This window comes from Pseudomonas syringae, assembly GCF_000737245.1.
GTDB classification, from domain to species: Bacteria; Pseudomonadota; Gammaproteobacteria; order Pseudomonadales; family Pseudomonadaceae; genus Aquipseudomonas; species Aquipseudomonas syringae_J.
This window is the reverse complement of record NZ_JPQU01000017.1, coordinates 95,652-118,435: the sequence shown is the minus strand read 5'-3', so window position 1 is coordinate 118,435 and position 22,784 is coordinate 95,652. Positions and strand designations below refer to the sequence as shown.

Genomic DNA, 22,784 nt, shown 5'->3' with positions numbered 1-22,784 from the left:
TCAAGTGTTGCCAAGTGTTACTTCAGGACAGCCAGCGCCGCATCATAGTCTGGCTCCTGACCAATTTCCGGGACCAGTTCGCTGTGCAGGACTTTGTCGTTCTCATCCAGAACCACTACCGCGCGGGTGGTCAAGCCAACCATCGGGCCATCGGCAATGGCAACGCCGTAGTCAACCATGAACTGCGCACCGCGCATGGTGGATAGGTTTTTCACGTTTTCCAGCCCTTCGGCACCGCAGAAGCGCGCCTGAGCAAACGGCAGATCCGCAGAAATGCACAGAACCACCGCGTTGTTCAACTCGCTGGCCTGGGCATTGAATTTGCGCACGGAGGTGGCGCAGGTTGGGGTATCGACACTCGGGAAGATGTTCAGCACTTTGCGCTTGCCGGCAAAGTCAGCCAGGGTCACGTCAGCCAGATCACCACCGACCAGTTTGAACGCCGGCGCTGCTGCGCCGACTTTCGGTAGTTCGCCGTTGATTTGGACAGGATTGCCTCTGCGAGTCACTTGAGCCATGAACTGAGTCCTTTTTTCGAGGGAGGGTGAAACCGGGAAGTTAACCATGAAAGCGTTGAAGGACCTAGATGCTGAATCACTAATCTTGTACGGAGGATGCCTGACCTGTAGCAGCGAATTCATTCGCGAAGAGGCCCGCAGGCTCGATACTTCTGCGTCGGCAGTGCAATCGCCTTCGCGAATGAATTCGCTCCCACAGGCATTGGTTTCATCGTGGGCAAGTGGCAGCCCAAAGATCAAAAATCCCGCTTATAGAAAATATCCAGAGAACTGGCCAAGCCGCTGGCCGCCTCCAGATAGACCCTCTTGCTCAGCATGTACCGCAAGGCGATGGTGTTAGCTGGTTCAAACACACCAACGCCGTAACGCAGGCTCAATTTGTCGGTGATTTTGCCACTGGCGACCACATTGGTTTTATCGCCAGACCCGGCAGTATCCAGTTCAAAATCCTTGATCCCAAGATTCTGGGCCAGCTTGCCGGTGGTGGATTCGCTACCCGCCAGCCCCAGCGCCAGTGCAGCCTGCGCCATCATGTTGCTGTCTTCGCCGGTATTATTCAGCGGCCGTCCCAGCACTAGGTACGACAGCGCCTGCTCCTGGCTCATTGCTGGTTCGGAGAAAACGGTAGTCGTGGGCTGCTCGGCACTGCCGGACAATCGAATGCCGGCAATCACATCGTCGGTCTGGCGAATGGCTTCGACATCCAGGTAGGGCTGATCCACAGGGCCGGCAAACAGAATCCGCGCCTTGCGAATGGTCAGACGCTGACCATAAGCGCGATAACGGCCGTTGTTCAGATTCAGCTCACCACGTGTGTCCATGTTGTCACCAATATGGACACGCCCGGCCAGATCGGCCGTTAACCCGAACCCTGTGAAACTGAGCTTCTCCTGACCCACTTGCACGTCAATATCCATGGACATTGCCAGCGGCGGCGCCCCCTCCTCTGTCTGCTGCCCCACAATGACCGTGTCCCCCGACAATTTGACGGTTGAAGCCGGCAGTTGTCGGATGGTGATATCACCCTTGGGAATCAGCACTTTGCCGGAGATGCCAAGACGGCCTTCTTTCATGGAGATTTTCAGGTCAGGTGCAGCTTCGAGAGTGGCGTAGGGTTCAACACTGATTGGTAAACGCGTGCCCTTGACGCTCACATCCACAACCAGTGCCTTACCCCAGCCGATCTGGCCTCCCAGCGTTCCCTGCCCGGTTTGACCACTGCGCCATTTGCCATCGAGGGTCACGTTCTCTCCCGCAATCAGCGCCTGTATCTGCAAATCCTGCAGGCTCATGGGCAACTCAGGGCCAGAAACCTCGCCACCACTGAGCACCACGTTGCCATTAACCTGCGGTGCCAGTAGATCACCAGACAATCGCCCGCTGCCGTTCAGCTTGCCGCTGAGTTTCTGCACCATGGGCGCGAACGGCCGGGCGATGGACAGATCCAGTCCGCTGAGGTTGAAGCTGCCGTTCAATGTCTTGTTCTTAGCCAAGGGATCAATCTGCGCGGCAACCTGCAAGGTGCCGAGCTTGCCCCCTTGAAAATCCAGCCGGCTGTCGATGAGCTTGGGTGTCAACTTGCTGTTGAGCACCAGGGTTTGATAGGGGAACTCCAGCCACTGGTCCTTATCCCTGATCCGCAGCGTGCCACCGTTCGCATTCACCATGATCTGCCCGTTTGGCCCGGCAGCGGGAACATCAAGCTGTACATCAGCATTGAGCGAGCCTTTCCAGGCAAAGTCCTTGGGCAGCCATTGCGCCAGGCTTTCTAGAGGGAAGTTCTTCAAGTGGTAACGCAGACGCGGCTCGGGCATCAGACGCTGATCCTCGCCACACAGGCTGGCGGGACCGGAAACCCAGCAATGAGCACCGAAATTCACTTTGCCATCTGCCAGCCACTCCAACCTTGCGGCTTGCTGCAGACGCCAGTTTTGCCCGCCGGTTTGCACGTTGCCACTGGCCAATCGTCCACGCCAGTCGCCTTTGTCCAGCGTGCCGTCCAGTGCCAAAGCCAATTTGAGCAGCGGGCCTTGCAGGTCGAGCTTCACTTGTTGACGCTTGATGTCTCCCTGAGCATCGACAACGAGCGTCCCCAATTGCTTGTCACCCAGCTGAATACCACTGCCCTTGACGTCGATATCAGCGCGTTGCGCATTGTCGAGTCGGGCTGTGAGATTCAGGCTCTGCAGGCGGTTGTCCTGAAACGCCAGTTGCGAGCCCTGCAAACCCAGATTGCCTTGTGGCGCTTGCAGCGTGCCCGCGACATCGAGACGACCTTTGACCCGACCTTGCAGCCCAGGCCACAGCTGACCCAGCCGTGGCATATTGATGTCCAGCTGTGCGAGGAGACGTTGCTGCAGGTTGCCACTGCCCTGGATCCGGTTGTCCCCCAGACGAACTTCCAGCGCTCCGACGTTCCATTTTTCGCCTTCGCCATCGGCTTTGACCTGCAGAGCCGCCGGCTGGCCGCGTAGTCGACCCTTCAGATCGAGGTCAGCGTTGAGGCTCAATTGCTCGTCTTTGAACTGACCTTTACTACGCAAAGGGCCTGCCAGCGTGCCTGGCATTTGCGCCACCCAGTAGGCAGGGTCAATGGCGCTCAGATCCAGCGCTGTATCCCAGGCGATACCCTCGGCGAACTGCAGGTTCAGGTGACCGGTGGCCTTACCTTGACCGGCAACCATCTCCAGTTGCGGCAAAAAGATTTGAGTCAGGTCGCCACTGAAAGGGCTGGTCACACTGAACGCACCAGCGGGACCGTCAAGATTGGCGTCGAAGTTGCCCAGGTATTTGCCGTCGGTGTACGACACCTCACCGCTGAACTTGCGCAGCGCTACTTGCGGCTCTTCGATGGCTGGATACAAGCGATGCCAGGGAAAGTCCAGCCAGTTCAGTTTTGCCTCGGCACGCAGGCCCTGCTCCCAATTCAGCGCGCCGTTCAGACTAAGACGCTGTTGCGGGCTGGCACTCAGATCCAGCGCCTGGATAGTTGCACCCTTGGCATCCACACGACCGTTGAGCACAAGAGCAACGGGCCCCTGCTCCGCCGGCAGGCTTGCCGAACCCAGCAGGGCATAACCAGAATTTAGATCGCCCTTGGCATCAATGACCAACTGATCGAGTTGCAAGGTATCGGGCAACGCCGAACTTGCCTTGAAGTCCTCGGCGCTGATTCGTAGCTGTGCGGGCAGGTTGTCTGCCAGCGGCTGTAGCTCACCTTTGAGCAGCCCCTGCAGGTAACCACTGCTGATGCCTTCAAGTTGCAGCGTCTTGAGCAGCTCACCCTGGATATCGAGATTCAATGCCCAGGGCTTGCCGTCCTGATCGGGCAACTTCAACAACCCGGTGGCCTTCAATGGCCAGTCGCCCGAGGGCAGAAGCAGCCCGGCCAGATCCAGCACCAGATCATCGCGCTGCATATGTACGTTATCGAGCCGCAATCCTTCAGCCGTCCAGTGGGCAGCCATTTGCAGATCACGAAACTGCTCAGCGCCGTCCAATTGCAGACTGCCGATATTCACGTCACCCAACTGGATTGCCAAGGGCAACTTGAGATCGGGCAAGGTGATCGGGCCGCTGTCGGTTGTCTCGGCGCCCGGAGTCAGTTGCAAGCGGACCTGAGTCGCTTGCAAACGGTCGATGCACAAGGTCATTTTCAGCAGGCAGCCCGGCGACCACTCCAGTTCCGGGGCATCAAGTTCTACACGGGTCGCGCCCTGCTGCCAGACCAGTCGGCCAGCACTCCACATGCCACCCAGCCGACCATTGAAGTTCTCCACCTGCAAGCCTGGAACACGGGCCAGCGACCAGCGACTTCCCGACTCGGTAAACAACAACAGCCACAGGCTGACCAGCAGCAACATCACGATTGCCAGCAGGCCCAGCCCGAAGATTTTCAGCCCACGTGGCCAGTTCAGAGTGCTCACAACTCAGGTCCCATGGAAAAGTGCAGCCTTACCCCGCCGTCATCGTCCAGGGCATGGGCCAGATCCAGCCGCAAAGGCCCGACCGGCGATACCCAGCGCACACCGATGCCGACACCGGTTTTGAGGCTCGGCAGGTCCAGACTGTTGAAAGAATTACCTTGGTCCACAAACGTCGCCACACGCCATTTCTCAGCGATGGAATATTGATACTCCACGCTCCCGGCCACCATGTAGCGGCCGCCTATTCGATCACCGTCGGAGTTCTCCGGCGAAAGAGTTTGGTAGTCGTAACCTCGAACACTCTGGTCACCACCGGCGAAGAAACGCAGCGACGGGGGTATGGATTTGTAGCCATTGGTGGCGTTACCGCCCGCTTGCACACGGGCGAGGAACCGATGGTTATCCCACAGCGTGGTCAAGCCTTTGAGCAGAACTGTGCCGCGCAGGAGGTTGGAGTCGGACATCAACCCTTCCTTGGCGACCTGGGTATCAAATTGCAGCCGGTATCCGTTGTGGGGATCAATACGGTTATCACTGCGCAGGTAGGAATAGCTGATGCCTGGCATGAGTAAAGTGCTCAGCCCCGAGTCATCACCCAGACGATATTCTTCACGCTGCCATTTCAGGGAAATGACCCGTTCCCAACCGCTGGGCAGTTTGCTGTGCCACTCAGGGCCGACGGTGAGCAGCTTGCTCAGCGTGTCGGTGCCGGCAATTTCCTCGTACTGATAACCTCCGGCAAAGCGCAGTTTGTCGGTCAGCGGCGGGTCCAGGGGGACGTCGTACCAGAGACCGACGTTCTGTCGTGGGGCTGACAGCTCACTTTCAATGCCGTAACTGTGACCCTGAGGGTTGGCCCAGTGACGAGTCCAGTTTGCCTTGCCCCGTGGCCCCACGTCGGTGGAATACCCAAGACCCAGGCCCATGGTGCGCGGTTTGCGGGTATCGAGCTGGACGACCACCGGAATCTCGCGCCCGACTGCGGCGGTGGGCGCAGCGTCCACCCGCACGCCTTCGAAATATCCGCTGGTCTGCATTGCCTGATTCAGTTCGGCAATCAGCTCGGAGTCGTAAGGAGTATTTTCCTTGAAGGGCACCATGCGTCGCAGCAGGTCATCATCGAATGGCGCGTCGCCACTGAAGCTGACCTTGCCGAGGGTGTAGCGCGGGCCGCTGTCATAAACCAGATCGATATCCGCAACGCCAGCCGCAGGGTCGACCGAGAGACGTTGTGAAGTAAAGCGTCCGGAGAAGAATCCATAGCGAGAAGCCTGATTCTGAATCAGCCGTTTGGCATCTTCGTAGTGACCGTGATTGAGCACCGCACCACTTCTCAGTGCCTGGCTGCTGGGGATCCGGAACGCCTTCATCGACGAGGCCTCGCCCTCGATGCGGACGTTGACATTGCGAAGATGGATCGGCTCGCCGGGCTGGATCTTGATCACCAGCTGCGGCTGACTATCACGACCTGTCTGCACGTCGCTGCTGATGATGGCCTGGTAATAACCCAATGCCTGGGCAGCGCGCTGGGCCTGCTCTTCAGCGCCGATGCTGAAATGCTGCAGACTTTGAACATCGCGCTCGCCGGGGCTGCCCACATAGCCTTCGACGTTGGCTTTGAGCTCGGAATTGGCAGGTGTAATCCTTACGTCCAACTGCGCCTCGGCCATCGCCGTGACGCTGGTAACAATCAGGATCAAGCCACTGGTAAACATTGCGAAAAACTTCATGGCGCGAATGCTAACACGAGCAACCACCGTGACTAAAACACGCTAAACCGCATGATTTTCATATCCTTACGCCATGACCGGTGGTGAAACCTGCGGGTTTGGGTGGAAAAACACGTGCTCTCGTATAGGTCCTACAGCCACTTCACCGATTTCTTCATAGCCCTGTCGTTTATAGAAATCCAGATAGCGAGGATTCCCGGTGTCGACAACGATGCCCTGAGAGTTTTCATCTACTGCGCACCAGTCGTGAACCGCCTGTAGCAGCTGCTCGCCCAGCTGCTTGCCTTGAAACTCCGGATGGATACCCACCAGCGGCAGTACATGCACAGCCTCTGAGGGCAGGCACGCCAAGACAGAGTTGTAATATTCCAGATAACGCCGTGTGCAGTTGAAACCGGTGCTAAGCACCATGCGCAGCCGCCAGGCCCAGCTTTCGGTAATACCCAGGCGTCGTTGCGGGGGCGCGATCAGTGCCACGCCCACCAGCCGATCTTCGATGAACAGGCCAATGGCAGGCAGGTCCTGAAGAAAATGCTGTTTGACCAATTCCCGCACGGTGGCCCGTACGCGCTGATCGAACCCGGCGCGTCCGGCATTGAACAGATAAGCAAAACTCGGTTCGTGACGATAGGCGTGATAAAGCAGCGAACGGGTTTCCCTGGAGTAACCGCTGTCGAGCTGGCGCACCTGCGCCACAGTGGCAGACGATTCAGACATGGAATTGACCTCGCATAGACGACGCGGCTCGGACGGCTGCGTTCCGGTGATATACAAGCTTCGAGTCATGGCCTGCGGCCACAGTTCCAACGGCAGCGTCATTGACTTCGCAATGACGACCGCCAGCGCCAAATCAGCCCAGTCTTTCGCGTCAGACTGGTGATGAGCCAAGAGGTCAGCTAGCATCGCTTTTTTGCTTTGCTCAGGACTGCCGCCCCATGAAAATCGTGTCGTTCAATATCAACGGTCTGCGTGCCCGACCCCATCAGCTGGCGGCGCTGATCGAAAAACACCAGCCAGACGTCATTGGCCTGCAGGAAACCAAGGTCTCGGACGAGCAGTTCCCCCAGGCAGAGATTGAAGCCTTGGGCTATCACGTGCACTTTCACGGGCAAAAAGGCCATTACGGCGTCGCCCTGCTTTCTCGAAAAATGCCATTGGCGCTGCACAAAGGCTTCGATAAAGACGACGAAGAAGCACAGAAGCGTTTCATCTGGGGCACATTCGCAGATGATGACGGCCTTCCGGTGACAATCATGAACGGCTATTTCCCACAAGGTGAAAGCCGTGACCACCCGACGAAATTCCCCGCCAAGGAGCGTTTCTATGACGATCTGCAGGAATTGCTGGAAACCCGCTTCAGCAATGACCAGCCCTTGATCGTCATGGGTGATGTGAACATTTCCCCGGAAGACAGCGACATTGGTATCGGCCCCGACAATGCCAAGCGCTGGCTGAAGACCGGCAAGTGCAGTTTCCTGCCGGAAGAACGCGAGTGGATGGCACGCCTGAAGAACTGGGGGCTGGTGGACAGCTTTCGCCATCTCTACCCGGAAGTGATCGATCAGTTCAGCTGGTTCGACTATCGCAGCCGTGGCTTCGAGGATCAGCCCAAGCGCGGGTTGCGCATTGACCTGATCATGGCGTCACACGGCCTGCAACCGCGGATCAAGGCGGCCGGTGTTGATTACGACCTGCGGGGCATGGAAAAACCTTCCGACCATGCGCCGATCTGGCTTGAGTTGAGCTGACAGACTGTACCGACGTCATCGCGGGCAAGCGCGCTCCTACGGGAAACCGCATTCCCCTGTAGGAGCGCGCTTGCCCGCGATGGCGATAGTGTTAGTGCCATAGATCCAAAGTGATTCGCCGCCCTTGCGCGTTCACAACCGTCACATCCCCGTAACACATCCGTCTTATTCTGCGTCCCACCCCTCCTTCCGTAAGGTGCCGCACATGCTGCGCGCTGTGTTTCTGCTGGCGGCGACTGCGTTATTTTCAGCGAGCGCCGTGGCGACCCTCCCCGTACCCACCGACGACTCTCCCGCGCTGCGCATTCAGGGCTCCAACACCATTGGCGCTCAGTTGGGCCCGGCACTGGCCGAAGGGTTAATGCACCAACAGGGTCTGCAGTCCGTGCGCACCGAAGCGGGTGTTGCCACCAATGAAATACGGGTTATCGGGATCGCGGGCGATGGTCGGCAGGTGACTATTGAAGTCGCAGCTCACGGCTCAGGCACTGGATTTACAGCGATGAAGTCTGGCAAAGCGGATCTGGCCGCCTCGTCTCGTCCCATCAAGGAGAAAGAAGCAACGGAGCTCGGCAGCCTGGGCAACATGAAAAGCCAGCGCGCTGAGCAGGTGATCGCCATTGATGGCGTGGCCGTCATCCTGCACCCGGCCAACCCTTTGCGCCAATTGACCATTGAGCAACTGGCGGGAATTTTCTCCGGGGAAATCCATGACTGGCAACAACTGGGTGGCACCGCCGGTGAAATCCACTTGTATGCCCGGGATGAGAAATCCGGCACTTTTGAGACCTTCAAAGAGCTGGTGCTGAGCAAATACGCCAAAAGCCTTGCGCGCAATGCCGCACGCTTTGAGTCGAGCGAGCAGCTTTCTGACCAGGTCAGCCAGGATCGCCAGGCCATCGGCTTCATCGGTCTGCCCTATGTCCGTCATGCCAAACCGGTTGCTGTGGTTGATGGCGACTCGAGACCTATGCTGCCGACCATCGGCCTGATTGCCACAGAAGACTATCCGCTCTCCCGTCGCCTGTACCTGTATCTACCCGCCGAGCTGCATCATCGCTGGGCATTGGCCTTCGTCCACTTCGCGCAAAGCCCCGAGGGCCAGGCCATCGTCGCGCAGAACGGCTTTGTCGCCCAGACCGTACAAGCCGTGAAGGTCCAGCCGACTGCGCAAATGCCAGCCGAATATCAGGCGCTGGCCCGCGATAGCGAACGCCTGTCGGTAAACTTTCGCTTCGCCCAGGGCAGCGCCACCCTCGATAACAAAGCCTTGCGGGATTTAGATCGGGTAGTGGATTACCTGAAGCGCAATGACAAACTGAATCAGCGAGTCACGCTGGTGGGCTTCGCCGACGCCAAGAGCGATCCACAGCGTGCGGCGCTGCTCTCAAGGCTGCGCGCCATGGCGGTCAGGCGCGAGCTGGTTAAAAACAACGTGATGTTGCGCGACGTTCGGGGGTTGGGCGATGAGATGCCGGTTGCCAGTAATAACGTTGAAGCCGGGCGCATCAAAAACCGTCGGGTAGAGGTGTGGGTCGATTAGCGGGTACATCGTCAGATCAGTCATCCCACCGTGCCAATTGCAACTACTCTCTGGGAGAACAACCCTCCCGGAGGCAACCATGCAACAGCCATCCGAAGATAAAGCGCCGACTGAAAGCCGCCCTCCGACGCTCTGGCAAATGCTGCACAGCATCATGGCTGCGGCCTTTGGCGTGCAAAGCGGGAAAAACCGCGAGCGTGATTTCACCCACGGCAAGCCAGCTCATTTCCTCGTGCTTGGACTTATATTCACTGTCGCATTTGCGGCGTTGCTGTTCGGCGTGGTGCAACTGGTCCTGTATTTCGCCTTACCATGAACAGACCAGCATCATGCAGCTCAACGCACCAGGCTTTTCAGTGTAAATGCGTAGTCGCTGCCTGGAGGCATGCCTTGTAGGCTGAACACGCGCGCCTCTATGCCGAAATCGTCCTGCTAGCTGGCTCCGAGGATTTTCTTCACATCTTCAGGCTAGCAATGGCATGACTTGGCTTCTCGCGAGCCGATCATCGAGCGAGTGGCCGAATACGCAACGTCAAAGTCAGGTAGTCATGAATATCCATCGGCTCTATGTCCGATTATCTGCACTGTTATTTATTGATGACTGACCCAGAATACGGCGGCCCCGACCACCAGAATGATAATGAAGAAGATGGCCCATGCATCAACATGGCTATCCTTTTTGGAGATTTTTGGATGATTGCTCATTAACAACGCCTCTTGTCTGTTTTATTAGTGGCATCACGGGAGTCCAGCGTCCTTTCGGAGCAGACTCGACCTCAGTAAAGTTCAGCGATGTGCATCCCACAAGGCGGCTTATGTGCCTGGGAGAGTTGGCTTAGCACTTTTGGTTCTTTGCATATATTCAAACATGACTTTTGCGCATAACTGCAAACTGGTATCTTCCCCCGGCTCCGTTGGGAGTGCGCGGCCGTGCGCGCAGATTTACCGTAGTAATTGCCTGAGAACAGGACCGATATGTACGTATATGATGAGTACGACCAGCGGATCATCGAGGACCGCGTAAAGCAGTTCCGTGATCAGACCAAACGCTATCTGGCAGGGGAGCTCAGCGAAGAAGAGTTCCGACCGCTGCGCCTGCAAAATGGCCTTTATATCCAGCGATTCGCGCCAATGCTGCGCGTGGCTGTGCCGTACGGCCAGCTCACTTCACGCCAGGCACGGATGATGGCAAAGATCGCCCGTAACTACGACAAGGGCTACGCACACATCAGCACACGGCAGAATGTGCAGTTCAACTGGCCTGCGCTGGAAGACATCCCTGACATTCTGGCGGAACTGGCAACCGTGCAGATGCACGCCATTCAAACCAGCGGCAACTGCCTGCGCAACGTCACCACTGATCAGTTCGCCGGCGTTGCGGCTGACGAGTTGGTAGACCCGCGCCCATGGTGTGAAATCATCCGTCAATGGACCACATTCCACCCGGAATTTGCCTATCTGCCGCGTAAATTCAAGATCGCGATCAACGGCTCCACCAGCGACCGCGCCGCGATTGAAGTTCACGACATTGGCCTTGAGCCTGTCCTGAACGACGCTGGCGAACTGGGATTCCGTGTGCTGGTTGGCGGCGGTCTGGGCCGCACGCCTGTCGTGGGTGCCTTCATCAACGAATTCCTGCCATGGCAGGACCTGTTGAGCTACCTCGACGCGATTCTGCGGGTTTATAACCGCTACGGCCGGCGTGACAACAAGTACAAGGCGCGGATCAAGATTCTGGTCAAGGCCCTGACGCCTGAGGTCTTCGCTGAAAAAGTCGAGGCGGAAATGGCCCATCTGCGGGGTGGCCAGACCACCTTGACCGACTCCGAAGTGCATCGTGTCTCAAAGCACTTTGTCGACCCGGATTACAAAGCTCTGGAAGACTACAGCGCCGAGTTGGCAAAACTGGATCAGGAACACCCGGGTTTCGCCCGCTGGCGTACACGCAACACCCTGGCCCATAAAAAGCCTGGCTACGTCGCGGTGACCTTGTCCCTCAAGCCGACCGGTGTTGCGCCGGGCGACCTGACCGACAAGCAACTTGATGGTGTCGCGGATCTGGCCGATCGTTACAGCTTCGGCCAACTGCGTACCTCCCACGAGCAGAACATCATTCTTGCCGACGTGGAGCAGACTCAACTGTTCGCCCTGTGGCACGAACTGCGCGAGCAGGGTTTCGCCACGCCAAACGTAGGTCTGCTGACCGATATCATCTGCTGCCCTGGCGGCGATTTCTGCTCGCTGGCCAACGCCAAGTCGATCCCGATTGCCGAATCCATCCAGCGCCGTTTCGACGACTTGGATTACCTGTTCGACATCGGCGAACTGGACCTGAATATTTCGGGTTGCATGAACGCATGCGGTCACCACCATGTCGGCCATATCGGCATTCTGGGCGTGGACAAGAAAGGCGAAGAGTTCTACCAGGTTTCCCTGGGTGGCAGTGCCAGCCGCGACGCCAGCCTGGGCAAGATCCTTGGCCCATCGTTCGCACAGGACGTAATGCCGGACGTCATCGAGAAGCTGATCGACGTCTACGTTGAAAAACGTAACGAAGACGAGCGTTTCATCGACACCTTCCAGCGTATTGGCATCGACCCTTTCAAGGAGCGCGTCTATGCAGCGAATAATTAAGAACAACGAAGTCATCGACGAAACCTGGCACTTGCTGCCCAAGGATGCTTCGTTTGACGAACTGTCCAACTGTGACGATCTGATCGTACCGCTGGCCTTGTGGCGCGAACACGGCCATGCGCTTCAGGCTCGCGACGGCGGTCTTGGCGTGTGGCTGGACAGTGATGAGGAAGCTGAAGAAATCGGTGACGATGCAGGCAAGTTCCAGGTCATTGCTTTGAACTTCCCGGCATTCACCGACGGGCGCAGTTACTCCAACGCTCGCCTGTTGCGCGACCGTTACGGCTACAAAGGTGAACTGCGGGCCATTGGTGACGTGCTGCGTGACCAGTTGTTTTACCTGCGCCGCTGCGGTTTTGACGCTTTCGCGATCCGTGCCGACAAAGACCCCTATGAAGCCCTGGAAGGCCTCAAGGATTTTTCGGTGACGTATCAGGCTGCTGCCGACGAGCCGTTGCCCCTCTTCCGTAGGCGCTGATACATCTGGCTAAAAAAGCCCAGGCCTGGATTCCAGCCTGGGTTTTTTTGTCACTTTTGGCAGAAGCGCCCAGTCGTTCCTACCGATCACTGGACCTGTGGGAGCGAATTCATTCGCGAAGACGGCAGGATTGACGATGAATGAATTTCGACTGTACCAGCCCCTTCGCGAATGAATTCGCTCCCACAGGCATCACCGAATCAGATGATCAAACCTCATTGGCAGCCGCCCCACCCGCCAGCTCCGCCTCGGTCAACTGCTTCATCAGCCGCTCTTCATCCAGCTGCCGCTGACGCAGAATGGCATCCGCTTCCCGCTTGTACGTCTCATCCGACAACGGGTTTTCACTCTGGAGATCGTCCAAGGCCTCCATGCGCATGGCGGTAGGCCGCTGGCAGGCGGTCAACTCATTTGCGTATTGGCGCTTCAGGTGGTCAATCCAGAAGTCGCGCTTGATGGCAAAGTCCGTCAGCGCTTCAGGGGTTTCATGGTTCAAGACCGTTTGCGTAGCCTCAGCCAATGCTTGATTGCTGACATCGGCAGAGGTGGAGAATTGCATGGTTCGGGTGCCGATCGGCAGTTCAAGTCGGCTGGCAAGGCCGACCCGATAAGCCAGCAAGACTTCAACATCCTCGGTGAACCCCACCCTTGACGCTGCGTCCAGACGAGCGATGGCGTCCACCTCTTCAAGCCGAAACAACCCGCGTATCAGCTTGAGCAACTGCGGCCCTTCCCTGCCGCCGGCTGCCATGGTGCGAGCTTTAGTGACCAACACTTCCAGCTCCATATTGCTGAAAATGACTGCTGCGCCGTCTACACAAGTCTCGGGGAACGCCGCCATGGCGATCAGTCGGCTGCGCAATGCCTGATCTTCGGCCCCCGCTTCCAGCACGTTCCAGAGCCTGTGGGTAACGTCGGCACGGCTCAGGCTGAAGTCAGCCGAACCCTGCAAGCGAGAGACCACCTCAAAAAAATCAGCCCCATGCAACTGGCTCCAGAACAGCTCCCAGATTTCCCGACGACGTACGCGCTCCAGGGCTGGGGTCTGATAAAGCCAGAACTCGGGGTTATCCGCCAGCTCGGTAAATACCCACGGGCCACCCAGCGCCGAGATCCGCGCCCCTGTGCCTGCGGAAAGCGGATTGCCATCGAGTAATGTGTGTCGGACTGCCCCTGGAGATTCATAGAACGCTTCAGGCAAAGTCGTGATGCGATTACCACGCAAATCCAGGGCCATCAGGTTGGGGATCTCAAACACGCCAATAGGCGTATCCTGAAGGCCGGTTGAGCGCAAAAACAGGTTGAGCAATTGCGGCATTTCACTGACATCAAGCAACGGCCCGATCGGGTTGCGCTCAAGATTGAGCAGCCTCAGGCTAGGCAGACGTCGAAGGGTCTGCACCATGTCGCCGGTCAGCACGATGCGGTTGTTAGCCAATGTCAGGCGCGTCAGTTGCCGCAGATTACGAATACCGACGGGTATCACTGACAGGAAGTTGTTTTCGGCATTCAACCAGCTCAGTTCTAGGCATTTGCTGACCAAAGCACTCACGGATTGCTGGGACATGAGGGTGTGCGACAGATTGATCGCCGTGACATGGCTGAGGTCGCCAGGCAGATAAGGCAGGTCGCCAATCACCAAACCTGAGAGGTCCAGCATATAGCCGTTGAGATGCCGGGCGGCGACGCCTGTGACCGGGGTTTGTCGTTGCCAGCAACGCTTGATGCAGTCTGCCGCGTTGCGCCGGGCTATGGCGGTAATCGGCACTGAATGAGTCTCGGTCACCGGCTGCCAGCTCATCGGGCCGTTGACCCAGCGCTCGAGACTGCGATCCAGGGACTGGAAATCCATGGACAGCCTGGCCAGTTGTATTTCGATGGAGGTGCCATTGGCCCGCAAACCGGCGATGAACTCGGCAGCCTGCTGATCGCTGAAGCCGGGGTAAAGCGCTTGCACCTGTGCGTGCAATGAGGGCCGTGCTGTGGAAGGCACTGTTGCAGAGGGCACTGGTCTAGAAGGCCCGGCTGATGGCACTGAAAAGTCGTCCATTCCGCCCTTTAGCCCAGGAAGATCGATATCCCACTGACCGGTTTCCAGCTGTTTGATGAACGGCCCCTGCTTTCCCGTGCCGTCAGGTGAAGTGATTCGCCACTGCCGCGCGGACTCTTCCCAGCAGACCTCGTACGCCTTGTCATGGATGGGCACGAAGTAATGGCCGTCTGCATGATAGATATCCAGCATGCCGCTGGGGCCATGGACGTTCGGCGCGCCTTGTACCGAATCCGGCGCGGCCTCGAACGCTCGCAAAGACTGGCGAAGGTCAGGACCCAGCTGTCGCAGATTGGGCGGCGCCATTTCAAAACGCGGGCGCAACACAGAGGGGCTGGCAGAATCACTGCCGATCCGGGTTGAGGGTCGTGCAGACTCGGCTGTCGTCAGCTCCTCAACAACCGGCGTTGAGCCGGAAGCGCTGACGGCTACGCTGACTACACCTTCCAGCGCCAGTGGCAAAGCATTGAACAGACCAAACTCTATGCGTTGTGCCGCCTGTTGGCGCTCCTCGAGCGTTTTGCCTTGATGGGCCTGGACTGCGCCGACGCCAATCAGGGTGGTGGAAAGTCCAATGATAAAGGGCACCGCTTCAGGCACCATCAACGCAATAAGGCCAGTAAACACCAGACTTCGCGTCAGACCTTCAGCCAAGCCCTCCAGCATCGCCTCATGGCGGTTATGGATAATTGACTTGGCGTCCGCTCTTAGTCGCCGTTGCAGACTGTCTCGTACAGAATCGAAAGGATCGCCCGAGATTTTTTCGCCGGCGTGCACATACTGGCGCGGCGGCCAGCTGCCACCCCTGAACCAGTGTGGGTAATTGGCCACACCTTCCAGGGCACTGTGCAGACCACTGATGAATAGACCGTCGCTGATGTCTCGTTCCTGAAAATGCGTCGCCAGCGCCAGACGTTTGCTCGGCTCACGGCACTGGATGGCCAGCCACTCTGAAACCTTGTGCTGGTTTTCAAAGCCGTGTAGCGGTGAGGAATTGCCCGGAATATAGAGGAGCGTGCGTCGGCTGCGCCGGTCCTGAATCAGCAGGATATCCGTGGCCGTGTAGCGATGGACCTTCAAGGGCGACACGACGATATGACTGGCAGCCGCAAACGTTTCTGAAAGTTTCGCCGGTGTCAGCGTTTCCCAGGACTGCGACGAACTCAGGCCAACAGCTTCAAGCGCCAGTAGTTGATCTGCCTGGCTCAGTGTTCGCTCCTGCACCTGATAAAAGGCCGCTTTTAAATAAGCGGCTTTGGCCAGCACCGGAAAATACCGCCCATGGGTGGAAAGAAGCTGCTCCAGATAGTCGTGGTACTGCGAGGGTAATTGAGTGTCTTTGATGAACTGCTTGAATAGGTCTGGGCTGAGATTGATGTGCGTCGAGGTGTCATAAAGCTGCGGTGTGGTTCGTTTGTACAAGCCTTCGTAAGTCTGGACCGTAAAGTTCGGTAACAGGTTGTCCACCCGCCTCAGCGCGATGCCTCCGGGCCTCCAGGGCTGGATGAAATCGAACCATCGGGCCAGTCCTGAACGGCGCTGTACGTTACTCAACAGCGCTTCAGTCAAAGTCAGCGCATGCTGCACAACCGCCGGGTAAGGGGCTACGGCCGGGGGCGAGTTGAATCTGAGTATCGTCAGGCAGATGGCATCAGGATCGATGTCCAGCGCCCAGTGCTTGCGGGCATGAGCTCTGATCAGCTCCCGGGCAAAACCCGCCGGGCTTTTGATGACAGCACCGTGGTCGGCGACGAAGGTGTCCATCAAGGCATTATTTGTTGGATAGTCGAGAGTGGTTGGCATTGAGGCAATTTCCTTATTGCAGAGTGACCGCCAGTCTTATCTATATCGCCACCTTGAGTGTGTTGCATAGCTACCGCGCCTGAGGCAAATCCCGGGCACAAAAAAGCGCTACCCGGGATTGCAGGCAGCGCTTGGGTCGGAGCGTTTTACCAGAAGCGTTGTTGAGTCAGGCGACTCCACCAGTTGACTAGGAGGCGATCCACCGAGCCAGTGGCTGCCATGCCCATACGCTCTTGCAGGCTTTTGCGCTGCACGTAATGCAGGTGAAACACTTCGGCGGTTTTGGCCCGCTCGCCGATGTATTCATCACTGGTTTTGAGTTCATCCACCAGTTGCTTGTCCAGAGCCGCGACACCCAACCAGATTTCCCCTGTAGCCACCTCGTCAATCGCCAGCTGCGGACGGTAGTTGGCAACGAAGTTCTTGAACAGGTCGTGAGTAATGTCCAGATCCTGCTGGAACTTCTCACGGCCCTTCTCGGTGTTTTCGCCAAATACGGTCAGAGTGCGCTTGTATTCACCGGCAGTCAGCACTTCAAAGTCGATGTCATGCTTTTTCAGCAGGCGGTTGACGTTGGGCAACTGCGCCACCACGCCAATCGAACCCACGATGGCAAAGGGGGCGCTGATGATCTTGTCACCGATGCAGGCCATCATATAACCGCCACTGGCGGCCACCTTGTCGATACAAATGGTCAGAGGGATCCCCGCCTGACGAATTCGTGCCAATTGAGAGGATGCCAAGCCATAGCTGTGGACCATTCCGCCGCCACTTTCCAGGCGCAGCACAACCTCATCCTTGTCGGTTGCCAGGGTCAGCAACGCGGTGATTTCGTGGCGCAGGCTTTCTGTCGCAGAAGCTTTGATATCACCATCGAAATCCAGCACGTAGACACGCGGCTTGGGCTCAGCGAGCTTTTTGTCTTTCTTCAGGCTTTTGGCCTGCTCCTTGCGCAATGCTTTCAAACGATCCTTGTCGAGCAAGGACTGTTCAAGACGTTCGCGCAAGCCTTTGTAGAAATCATTGAGTTTGGTGACTTGCAGCTGCCCGGCTGCACGACGTCGACCTTTTCCGCGCAACGACGCAATCGCCACCAGAACCACAACAATGGCTACCACCAGCGTGACCGTTTTGGCCAGGAAACTGGCGTAATCGGCTAAAAACTCCACAGCAAATCCTCACTTGATAGCGCCCTTACCGTGCAAGGGTCGCGAATAGCGCAAGCATACCGGCGCGGCCTGTTGACGACCAGTCGCCAATCAATTCCAAAACCGGAATTCAAACAAGCGTATGTTTTTTCATTGACACGTCATCGGCATCCCCATAACCTCGCGAAAAACATCAACGTACCGGGATGACGCGGACGTGGGCAGCATCTATCTGATACGACATGGCCAGGCTTCGTTTGGTGCCGACAATTACGATGTGCTGTCGCTCACCGGCGTTCGCCAGTCACAAGTGCTGGGCGAGCACCTCTCACGTCTGGGTCTGCGCTTTGATCGATGCATCGCCGGTGGGCTGCGCCGCCAGCAGCACACTGCCCAAGCCACCCTCGCGCAACTGGTGAGCGCCGGTTTGCCAGTCCCTGAAGTCGAAATCGATGCAGGTTTTGACGAATTCGACGCCGAAGCAGTCATTCGCGGACTACTACCTGCAATGCTCCCGGATGAACCCGACGCACTGCACGTGATGCGCAACGCAGCCCAGAACCGGGCAGAATTCCAGCGTCTGTTTGCGTTGATCATCGGGCGCTGGCTGGACGGACGTCATGACCCGGCGGGCCTGCAGAGCTGGCTCGGGTTTGTCACTCAGGTCGAGGCCGCGCTGCTGCGCCTGCTTGAGCGCGCCAACACCGGCGAACGCATTGCGGTATTTACATCCGGCGGCACCATTACCGCCCTGCTCCACCTGATTACCCAAATGCCGGCTCAGCAGGCCTTCGCGCTGAACTGGCAAATCGTCAACACGTCACTCAACCACCTGCGGTTTCGTGGCAGCGACGTAACTCTGGCGAGCTTCAATAACCACGCCCACTTACAACTGATGAACAGCCCCGAGCTCATCACTTACCGGTGAGCACTGACCACAGAACAACGAAAAGGATCGAAACATGACCTCCGTAGCCGACGCAGTTCAAGCCATGAAAGCCAAGTTCAACCCCGCAGCTGCTGCCGGTCTTGACCTGGTTTTCGGCTTCCGTATCGATGAAGACAAGCACTTCTCGCTGATCGTGAAAGACAGTACCTGCGAGCTGCAGGAAGGCGAAAACCCTGACGCCCAAGTCACTCTGGTGATGGACGGGGAAACCCTGCAAGGTATCGTCAGCGGCGAAACCGACGGCATGCAGGCTTTCATGGGCGGCAAGCTGCGCGCTGAAGGCGACATGATGCTGGCCATGAAGCTCAGCGAGCTGTTCCCGGCCTGATCGGGCGGCACGTTCTGAAAACCGAAGCCTGCGCGCTTCGGTTTTTTTTGCTTTGAAGTTGACCTTGCGCTTGAGCCGAGCATCAATCAAGGCCGATGATCGACCTGCAACACGGCAATCTATAAGACAGCCTGCAACTTGTTAGCTACATTCGATTAGTCAATGATCAACCCGCACCATAATAAGTAGAAGGGATAAGCATGCCGCTTACTGACCAATCCACACAGACCCGCGCGGGGGAAGAACTTGACGCCGCGCTCATCGATCCCTACCTCAAGGCGAGCATTACCAGCCTGAACGGGGTTGCAGCGCTGCCACTGATCAGCCAATTCCCCGGTGGTGCATCAAACCTGACCTATCTGGTGCAATACCCGGATCAGGAGTTTGTCCTGCGTCGACCGCCGTTCGGCCAGAAAGCCAGGTCGGCCCACGACATGGGCCGTGAATTCCGAATCATCAATCAGCTCAAGGACGCCTTCCCGTACTGTCCAAAGGCGTTCTTGCATTGCACCGACGAGACGGTGATCGGCTCCGAGTTTTATGTCATGGAGCGGATCAAGGGCATCATCCTGCGCTCGGACCTGCCGCCCGAACTGAATCTGAACGCGGCTCAAACCGAAACCCTGTGCAAAAGCTTCATCGACCGCTTGGTGGAGCTGCATCAGGTCGATTACCAGGCTTGCGGCCTGGGTGATCTGGGCAAACCCCAAGGCTACGTTGAGCGGCAGGTTCGCGGCTGGGGCGAGCGTTACGACAAGGCTCGCACCCCCGACGCCCCGGAATGGGCAACCGTCAAAGCCTGGCTGCTGGACAAAATGCCGGCCGATCACTCTGTTCCTGCACTGGTCCACAACGACTACCGCTTCGACAACGTGCTGCTTGATCCGAACAATGCCATGCAGATCATCGGCGTGCTGGATTGGGAGATGACCACTATTGGCGACCCGCTGATGGACTTGGGCAACACGCTGGCGTACTGGATTGAAGCGGCGGATCCCGCTCCGGTGCAGCTGATGCGGCGTCAACCCAGTCATGCACCGGGCATGCTCAGTCGCCGCCAGTTTGTCGAGTATTACGCCGAGCGCTCAGGCATCGCCATCGACAACTTCGACTTCTATTACACCTATGGCCTGTTTCGACTGGCGGGCATCGTACAGCAGATCTATTACCGCTTCTTCCATGGTCAGACTCAGGACAAGCGCTTTGCACAGTTCATCCACATGAACAAACTGCTGGAGCACATGAGCCTGCAAGTGATCGCCAAATCCACGCTTTGACTGCGACTTCATAAGGAAAACAATATGTCCAGAACCCAGTTGTTCGACCTCGACGGCAAGATTGCCTTCGTTTCCGGTGCCAGCCGGGGCATTGGTGAGGCCATCGCCCGCCTGCTGGCTCAACAAGGTGCCCACGTGATTGTCAGCAGTCGCAGGATCGATGGCTGTCAGCAAGTTGCGGATGCAATCACTGCCGAGGGTGGTACGGCGACTGCGATAGCCTGCCACATCGGTGAAATGGATCAGATCAACGCGGTTTTCGCGCAGATTCGCGAGCAGTTCGGGCGTCTGGATATTCTGGTCAATAACGCGGCCACCAATCCGCAGTTCTGCAATGTACTGGATACCGATCTCGGGGCGTTTCAGAAGACTGTGGATGTGAACATTCGGGGTTATTTTTTCATGTCGGTGGAGGCCGGCAAACTGATGCGTGAGGGCGGCGGCGGCAGCATCATCAACGTAGCGTCCATCAATGGCGTGTCGCCAGGCGCGTTTCAGGGCATCTACTCCGTGACCAAGGCCGCAGTCATCAATATGACCAAGGTGTTCGCCAAGGAATGCGCACCGTTCGGGATCCGCTGCAACGCGCTGCTGCCTGGCCTGACCGACACCAAATTCGCCTCGGCGCTGGTCAAGAACGATGCGATTCTGAACATGGCCTTGCAGCAAATCCCCCTCAAGCGCGTCGCAGCACCCAGTGAAATGGCCGGCGCGGTGCTCTACCTGGCAAGCGAGGCATCCAGCTATACCACTGGCGTTGCATTGAATGTCGATGGTGGTTTTCTGTCGTGATGTGATCTGCGCCTGCAAACACGGTTATCTGTAGGAGCGCGCTTGCCCGCGATTGCATCAGGTCAGGCGACACATTTTTTGCTGACACACTGCATCGCGGGCAAGCGCGCTCCTACAGAATCCTGGGTTTGCGGCCCGACAGCGCGGCGTCCAGGCCATAGGCATACTCCGACAAAATCACAAGCGGCTGAGCACGACACACCAAAAACTTATCGGTAATATGCCCCCCTTCTGGCGCAGCCCTTCTGCCCAACTGCCGAAAAGTCTTTCCCATGCCCTTTGAACTGAGTGTCGATCTGAGCACCCTTGTGGTGCTGGCTGTTGTGGCCTTTGTCGCTGGTTTTATTGATTCCATTGCCGGTGGCGGTGGTTTGCTCACTACTCCCGCCCTGATGACCGCGGGGCTACCGCCCCATCTGGTGCTGGGCACCAACAAACTCAGTTCCACCTTCGGCTCGGCTATCGCGAGTTACACCTTCTACCGCCGCAAGCTCTTCGACCCGAAGCAATGGACCCGCGCCCTGATCGGCACCGCAGTCGGGGCATTGATCGGTGCTGTCATTGCCCATTACCTGCCCGCCGCCTGGATCAACCAGATGTTGCCGGTGATTGTCTTTGGCTGTGGCTTGTACCTGTTGTTTGGCGGCACACCCAAGGCGCCTGTGGATACTCACTTGCCGATCAGGAAAAAATGGCAACTGCCCCAAGGGTTGGGGCTGGGTTTCTACGACGGCGTGGCAGGCCCCGGCACTGGCGCATTCTGGACGGTAAGCAGCCTGTTGCTTTACCCACTGGATCTGGTGAAAGCCAGTGGTGTGGCGCGCAGCATGAACTTTGTCAGCAACGCAACGGCATTGTCAGTGTTTATCTTTTCCGGCCAGGTAGACTGGCTCATTGGTCTGAGCATGGGCGTGGCGGTGATGTGTGGCGCCGCTATTGGCGCCCGGAGCGCCATCAAAGGTGGTGCGCGGTTCATCCGCCCGGTGTTCATCACCGTGGTCCTGTGCCTGACCGTCCGCCTAGCCTGGCAACACTGGTTCGGGGGCGCCTGAGCGCTGAGCCAGGTACGACTCGATCAGATAACGCGCAATGGACCGGTTGGCGGGCAAAGGCGGTAAATCGTCAATCCGGAACCAGCGCGCATCTTCGATCTCGTCGGCCTGAGGCACGATCTCACCGCTCTCGTACTCAGCGTGAAAGCCCAGCATCATCGAATGCGGGAACGGCCAGCACTGACTGCCCATGTACTTGATGTGTCTGACCTTGACCTGCACCTCTTCCATGACTTCACGTCGCACGCAATCTTCAGCAGACTCCCCCGGCTCGACGAAACCCGCCAGCGTACTGTAGACACCCGTGACGAAGCGCGGCGAACGCGCCAGGAGGATCTCGTCACCGCGGGTGATCAACACGATCATGCTGGGCGAAATGCGTGGATAGAAGCGCAGATTATCGTGCTCGCAATACATGGCACGTTCACCCGGTACTTGTACCGTGGCCGCACCACAACTGCCGCAGAACCGATGTTCCCGTGCCCAGGTGCTGATCTGCGCGGCATAACCGAGCATCTGAAAGATGTGGAAATCCCCTTCCAGCATGAATTGACGCAGCCCTTGCCAGCTACAGCCCTCCACCGCCAACGCGTCTTTGATCAACAGCAGAAACACCGGCTCGCCATCCAGGTGACCAATACCGTGTTCGCCAACGACCGGGAGGTCCAGGCGTCGCAGCCATTCCCGAGGGAACAGCACGCCATTGCCATCCAGCATAAAGCCAAGCCCGCTGTGAACGATGGCCCAACCGCCGGGCACCTGGATATCCAATACAGCAGTGGTCCAGCGTCGCACGCCTGACATGAAA

Annotated in this window: 17 protein-coding genes; 10 read left to right on the top strand and 7 right to left on the bottom strand. The window is 57.7% G+C overall.

Features of this window, described 5'->3' with window-relative positions; all coding sequences use genetic code 11:
* Nucleotides 1-17 precede the first annotated feature (17 nt).
* The 4 genes from tpx to IV01_RS21330 form a co-directional block, all read right to left on the bottom strand.
* A complete protein-coding gene (gene tpx, locus IV01_RS21315; protein WP_032626017.1) occupies nt 18-518 on the bottom strand; it encodes a thiol peroxidase in 501 nt (166 codons plus the stop codon).
* Between the two features lie 236 nt (nt 519-754).
* Nucleotides 755-4,381 carry a translocation/assembly module TamB domain-containing protein gene (locus IV01_RS21320; RefSeq protein ID WP_195758747.1) on the bottom strand — a complete coding sequence of 1,209 codons (3,627 nt, stop codon included), beginning with the start codon at nt 4,379-4,381 and terminating at the stop codon, nt 755-757.
* 59 nt (nt 4,382-4,440) lie between these two features.
* Nucleotides 4,441-6,174: an autotransporter assembly complex protein TamA gene (locus IV01_RS21325; protein ID WP_032626016.1), complete on the bottom strand. Its 1,734-nt coding sequence runs from the start codon at nt 6,172-6,174 to the stop codon at nt 4,441-4,443.
* Nucleotides 6,175-6,240: 66 nt separating this feature from the next.
* A complete protein-coding gene (locus IV01_RS21330) occupies nt 6,241-6,891 on the bottom strand; it encodes a GNAT family N-acetyltransferase (protein WP_032626093.1) in 651 nt (216 codons plus the stop codon).
* Between the two features lie 218 nt (nt 6,892-7,109).
* Here IV01_RS21330 and xthA point away from each other — a divergent pair, with 218 nt between their 5' ends.
* From xthA to IV01_RS21355, 5 genes are all read left to right on the top strand, one after another.
* Nucleotides 7,110-7,922: an exodeoxyribonuclease III gene (gene xthA / locus IV01_RS21335; protein ID WP_032626013.1), complete on the top strand. Its 813-nt coding sequence runs from the start codon at nt 7,110-7,112 to the stop codon at nt 7,920-7,922.
* Nucleotides 7,923-8,127: 205 nt separating this feature from the next.
* Nucleotides 8,128-9,465: a substrate-binding domain-containing protein gene (locus IV01_RS21340; protein ID WP_032626011.1), complete on the top strand. Its 1,338-nt coding sequence runs from the start codon at nt 8,128-8,130 to the stop codon at nt 9,463-9,465.
* Nucleotides 9,466-9,544: 79 nt separating this feature from the next.
* Entirely contained in the window at nt 9,545-9,781 is a 237-nt protein-coding gene (locus tag IV01_RS21345; protein ID WP_032626009.1) for a DUF2970 domain-containing protein, read from the top strand.
* 659 nt (nt 9,782-10,440) lie between these two features.
* Nucleotides 10,441-12,099, top strand: coding sequence for a nitrite/sulfite reductase (locus IV01_RS21350; RefSeq protein WP_032626008.1), 1,659 nt, complete (start codon nt 10,441-10,443; stop codon nt 12,097-12,099).
* A complete protein-coding gene (locus tag IV01_RS21355) occupies nt 12,083-12,577 on the top strand; it encodes a DUF934 domain-containing protein (protein WP_032626006.1) in 495 nt (164 codons plus the stop codon). The genes IV01_RS21350 and IV01_RS21355 overlap by 17 nt, the downstream gene beginning before the upstream one ends.
* Nucleotides 12,578-12,785: 208 nt before the next feature.
* On the opposite strand, the gene IV01_RS21360 is transcribed toward IV01_RS21355, so the two are convergent.
* Both IV01_RS21360 and sohB read right to left on the bottom strand, forming a co-directional pair.
* Complete coding sequence (locus tag IV01_RS21360; RefSeq protein WP_032626004.1) at nt 12,786-16,430, bottom strand: NEL-type E3 ubiquitin ligase domain-containing protein; 3,645 nt, start codon at nt 16,428-16,430, stop codon at nt 12,786-12,788.
* Nucleotides 16,431-16,576: 146 nt separating this feature from the next.
* Complete coding sequence (gene sohB / locus IV01_RS21365) at nt 16,577-17,599, bottom strand: protease SohB (RefSeq protein WP_032626002.1); 1,023 nt, start codon at nt 17,597-17,599, stop codon at nt 16,577-16,579.
* A gap of 196 nt (nt 17,600-17,795) precedes the next feature.
* On the opposite strand from sohB, the gene IV01_RS21370 reads away from it, so the two are divergent.
* The 5 genes from IV01_RS21370 to IV01_RS21390 all read left to right on the top strand — a co-directional run bounded on the left by IV01_RS21370 (nt 17,796) and on the right by IV01_RS21390 (nt 21,976).
* On the top strand, nt 17,796-18,506 hold the full coding sequence (locus tag IV01_RS21370; protein ID WP_032626000.1) for a histidine phosphatase family protein: 711 nt from the start codon (nt 17,796-17,798) through the stop codon (nt 18,504-18,506).
* A gap of 34 nt (nt 18,507-18,540) precedes the next feature.
* The gene (locus IV01_RS21375) at nt 18,541-18,855 is read left to right on the top strand and encodes an SCP2 sterol-binding domain-containing protein (protein ID WP_032625997.1); all 315 of its coding nucleotides are present in this window, start codon (nt 18,541-18,543) and stop codon (nt 18,853-18,855) included.
* A 200-nt stretch (nt 18,856-19,055) separates the two neighbouring features.
* On the top strand, nt 19,056-20,132 hold the full coding sequence (locus tag IV01_RS21380) for a phosphotransferase family protein (RefSeq protein WP_032625996.1): 1,077 nt from the start codon (nt 19,056-19,058) through the stop codon (nt 20,130-20,132).
* Between the two features lie 24 nt (nt 20,133-20,156).
* Nucleotides 20,157-20,924, top strand: a complete 768-nt coding sequence (locus tag IV01_RS21385; RefSeq protein WP_032625993.1) for an SDR family oxidoreductase — start codon at nt 20,157-20,159, stop codon at nt 20,922-20,924.
* A gap of 272 nt (nt 20,925-21,196) precedes the next feature.
* A complete protein-coding gene (locus tag IV01_RS21390; RefSeq protein ID WP_032625991.1) occupies nt 21,197-21,976 on the top strand; it encodes a TSUP family transporter in 780 nt (259 codons plus the stop codon).
* Here IV01_RS21390 and nudC read toward each other — a convergent pair.
* On the bottom strand, nt 21,944-22,780 hold the full coding sequence (nudC, locus tag IV01_RS21395; RefSeq protein WP_032625989.1) for an NAD(+) diphosphatase: 837 nt from the start codon (nt 22,778-22,780) through the stop codon (nt 21,944-21,946). The genes IV01_RS21390 and nudC overlap by 33 nt on opposite strands.
* Nucleotides 22,781-22,784: the final 4 nt, after the last annotated feature.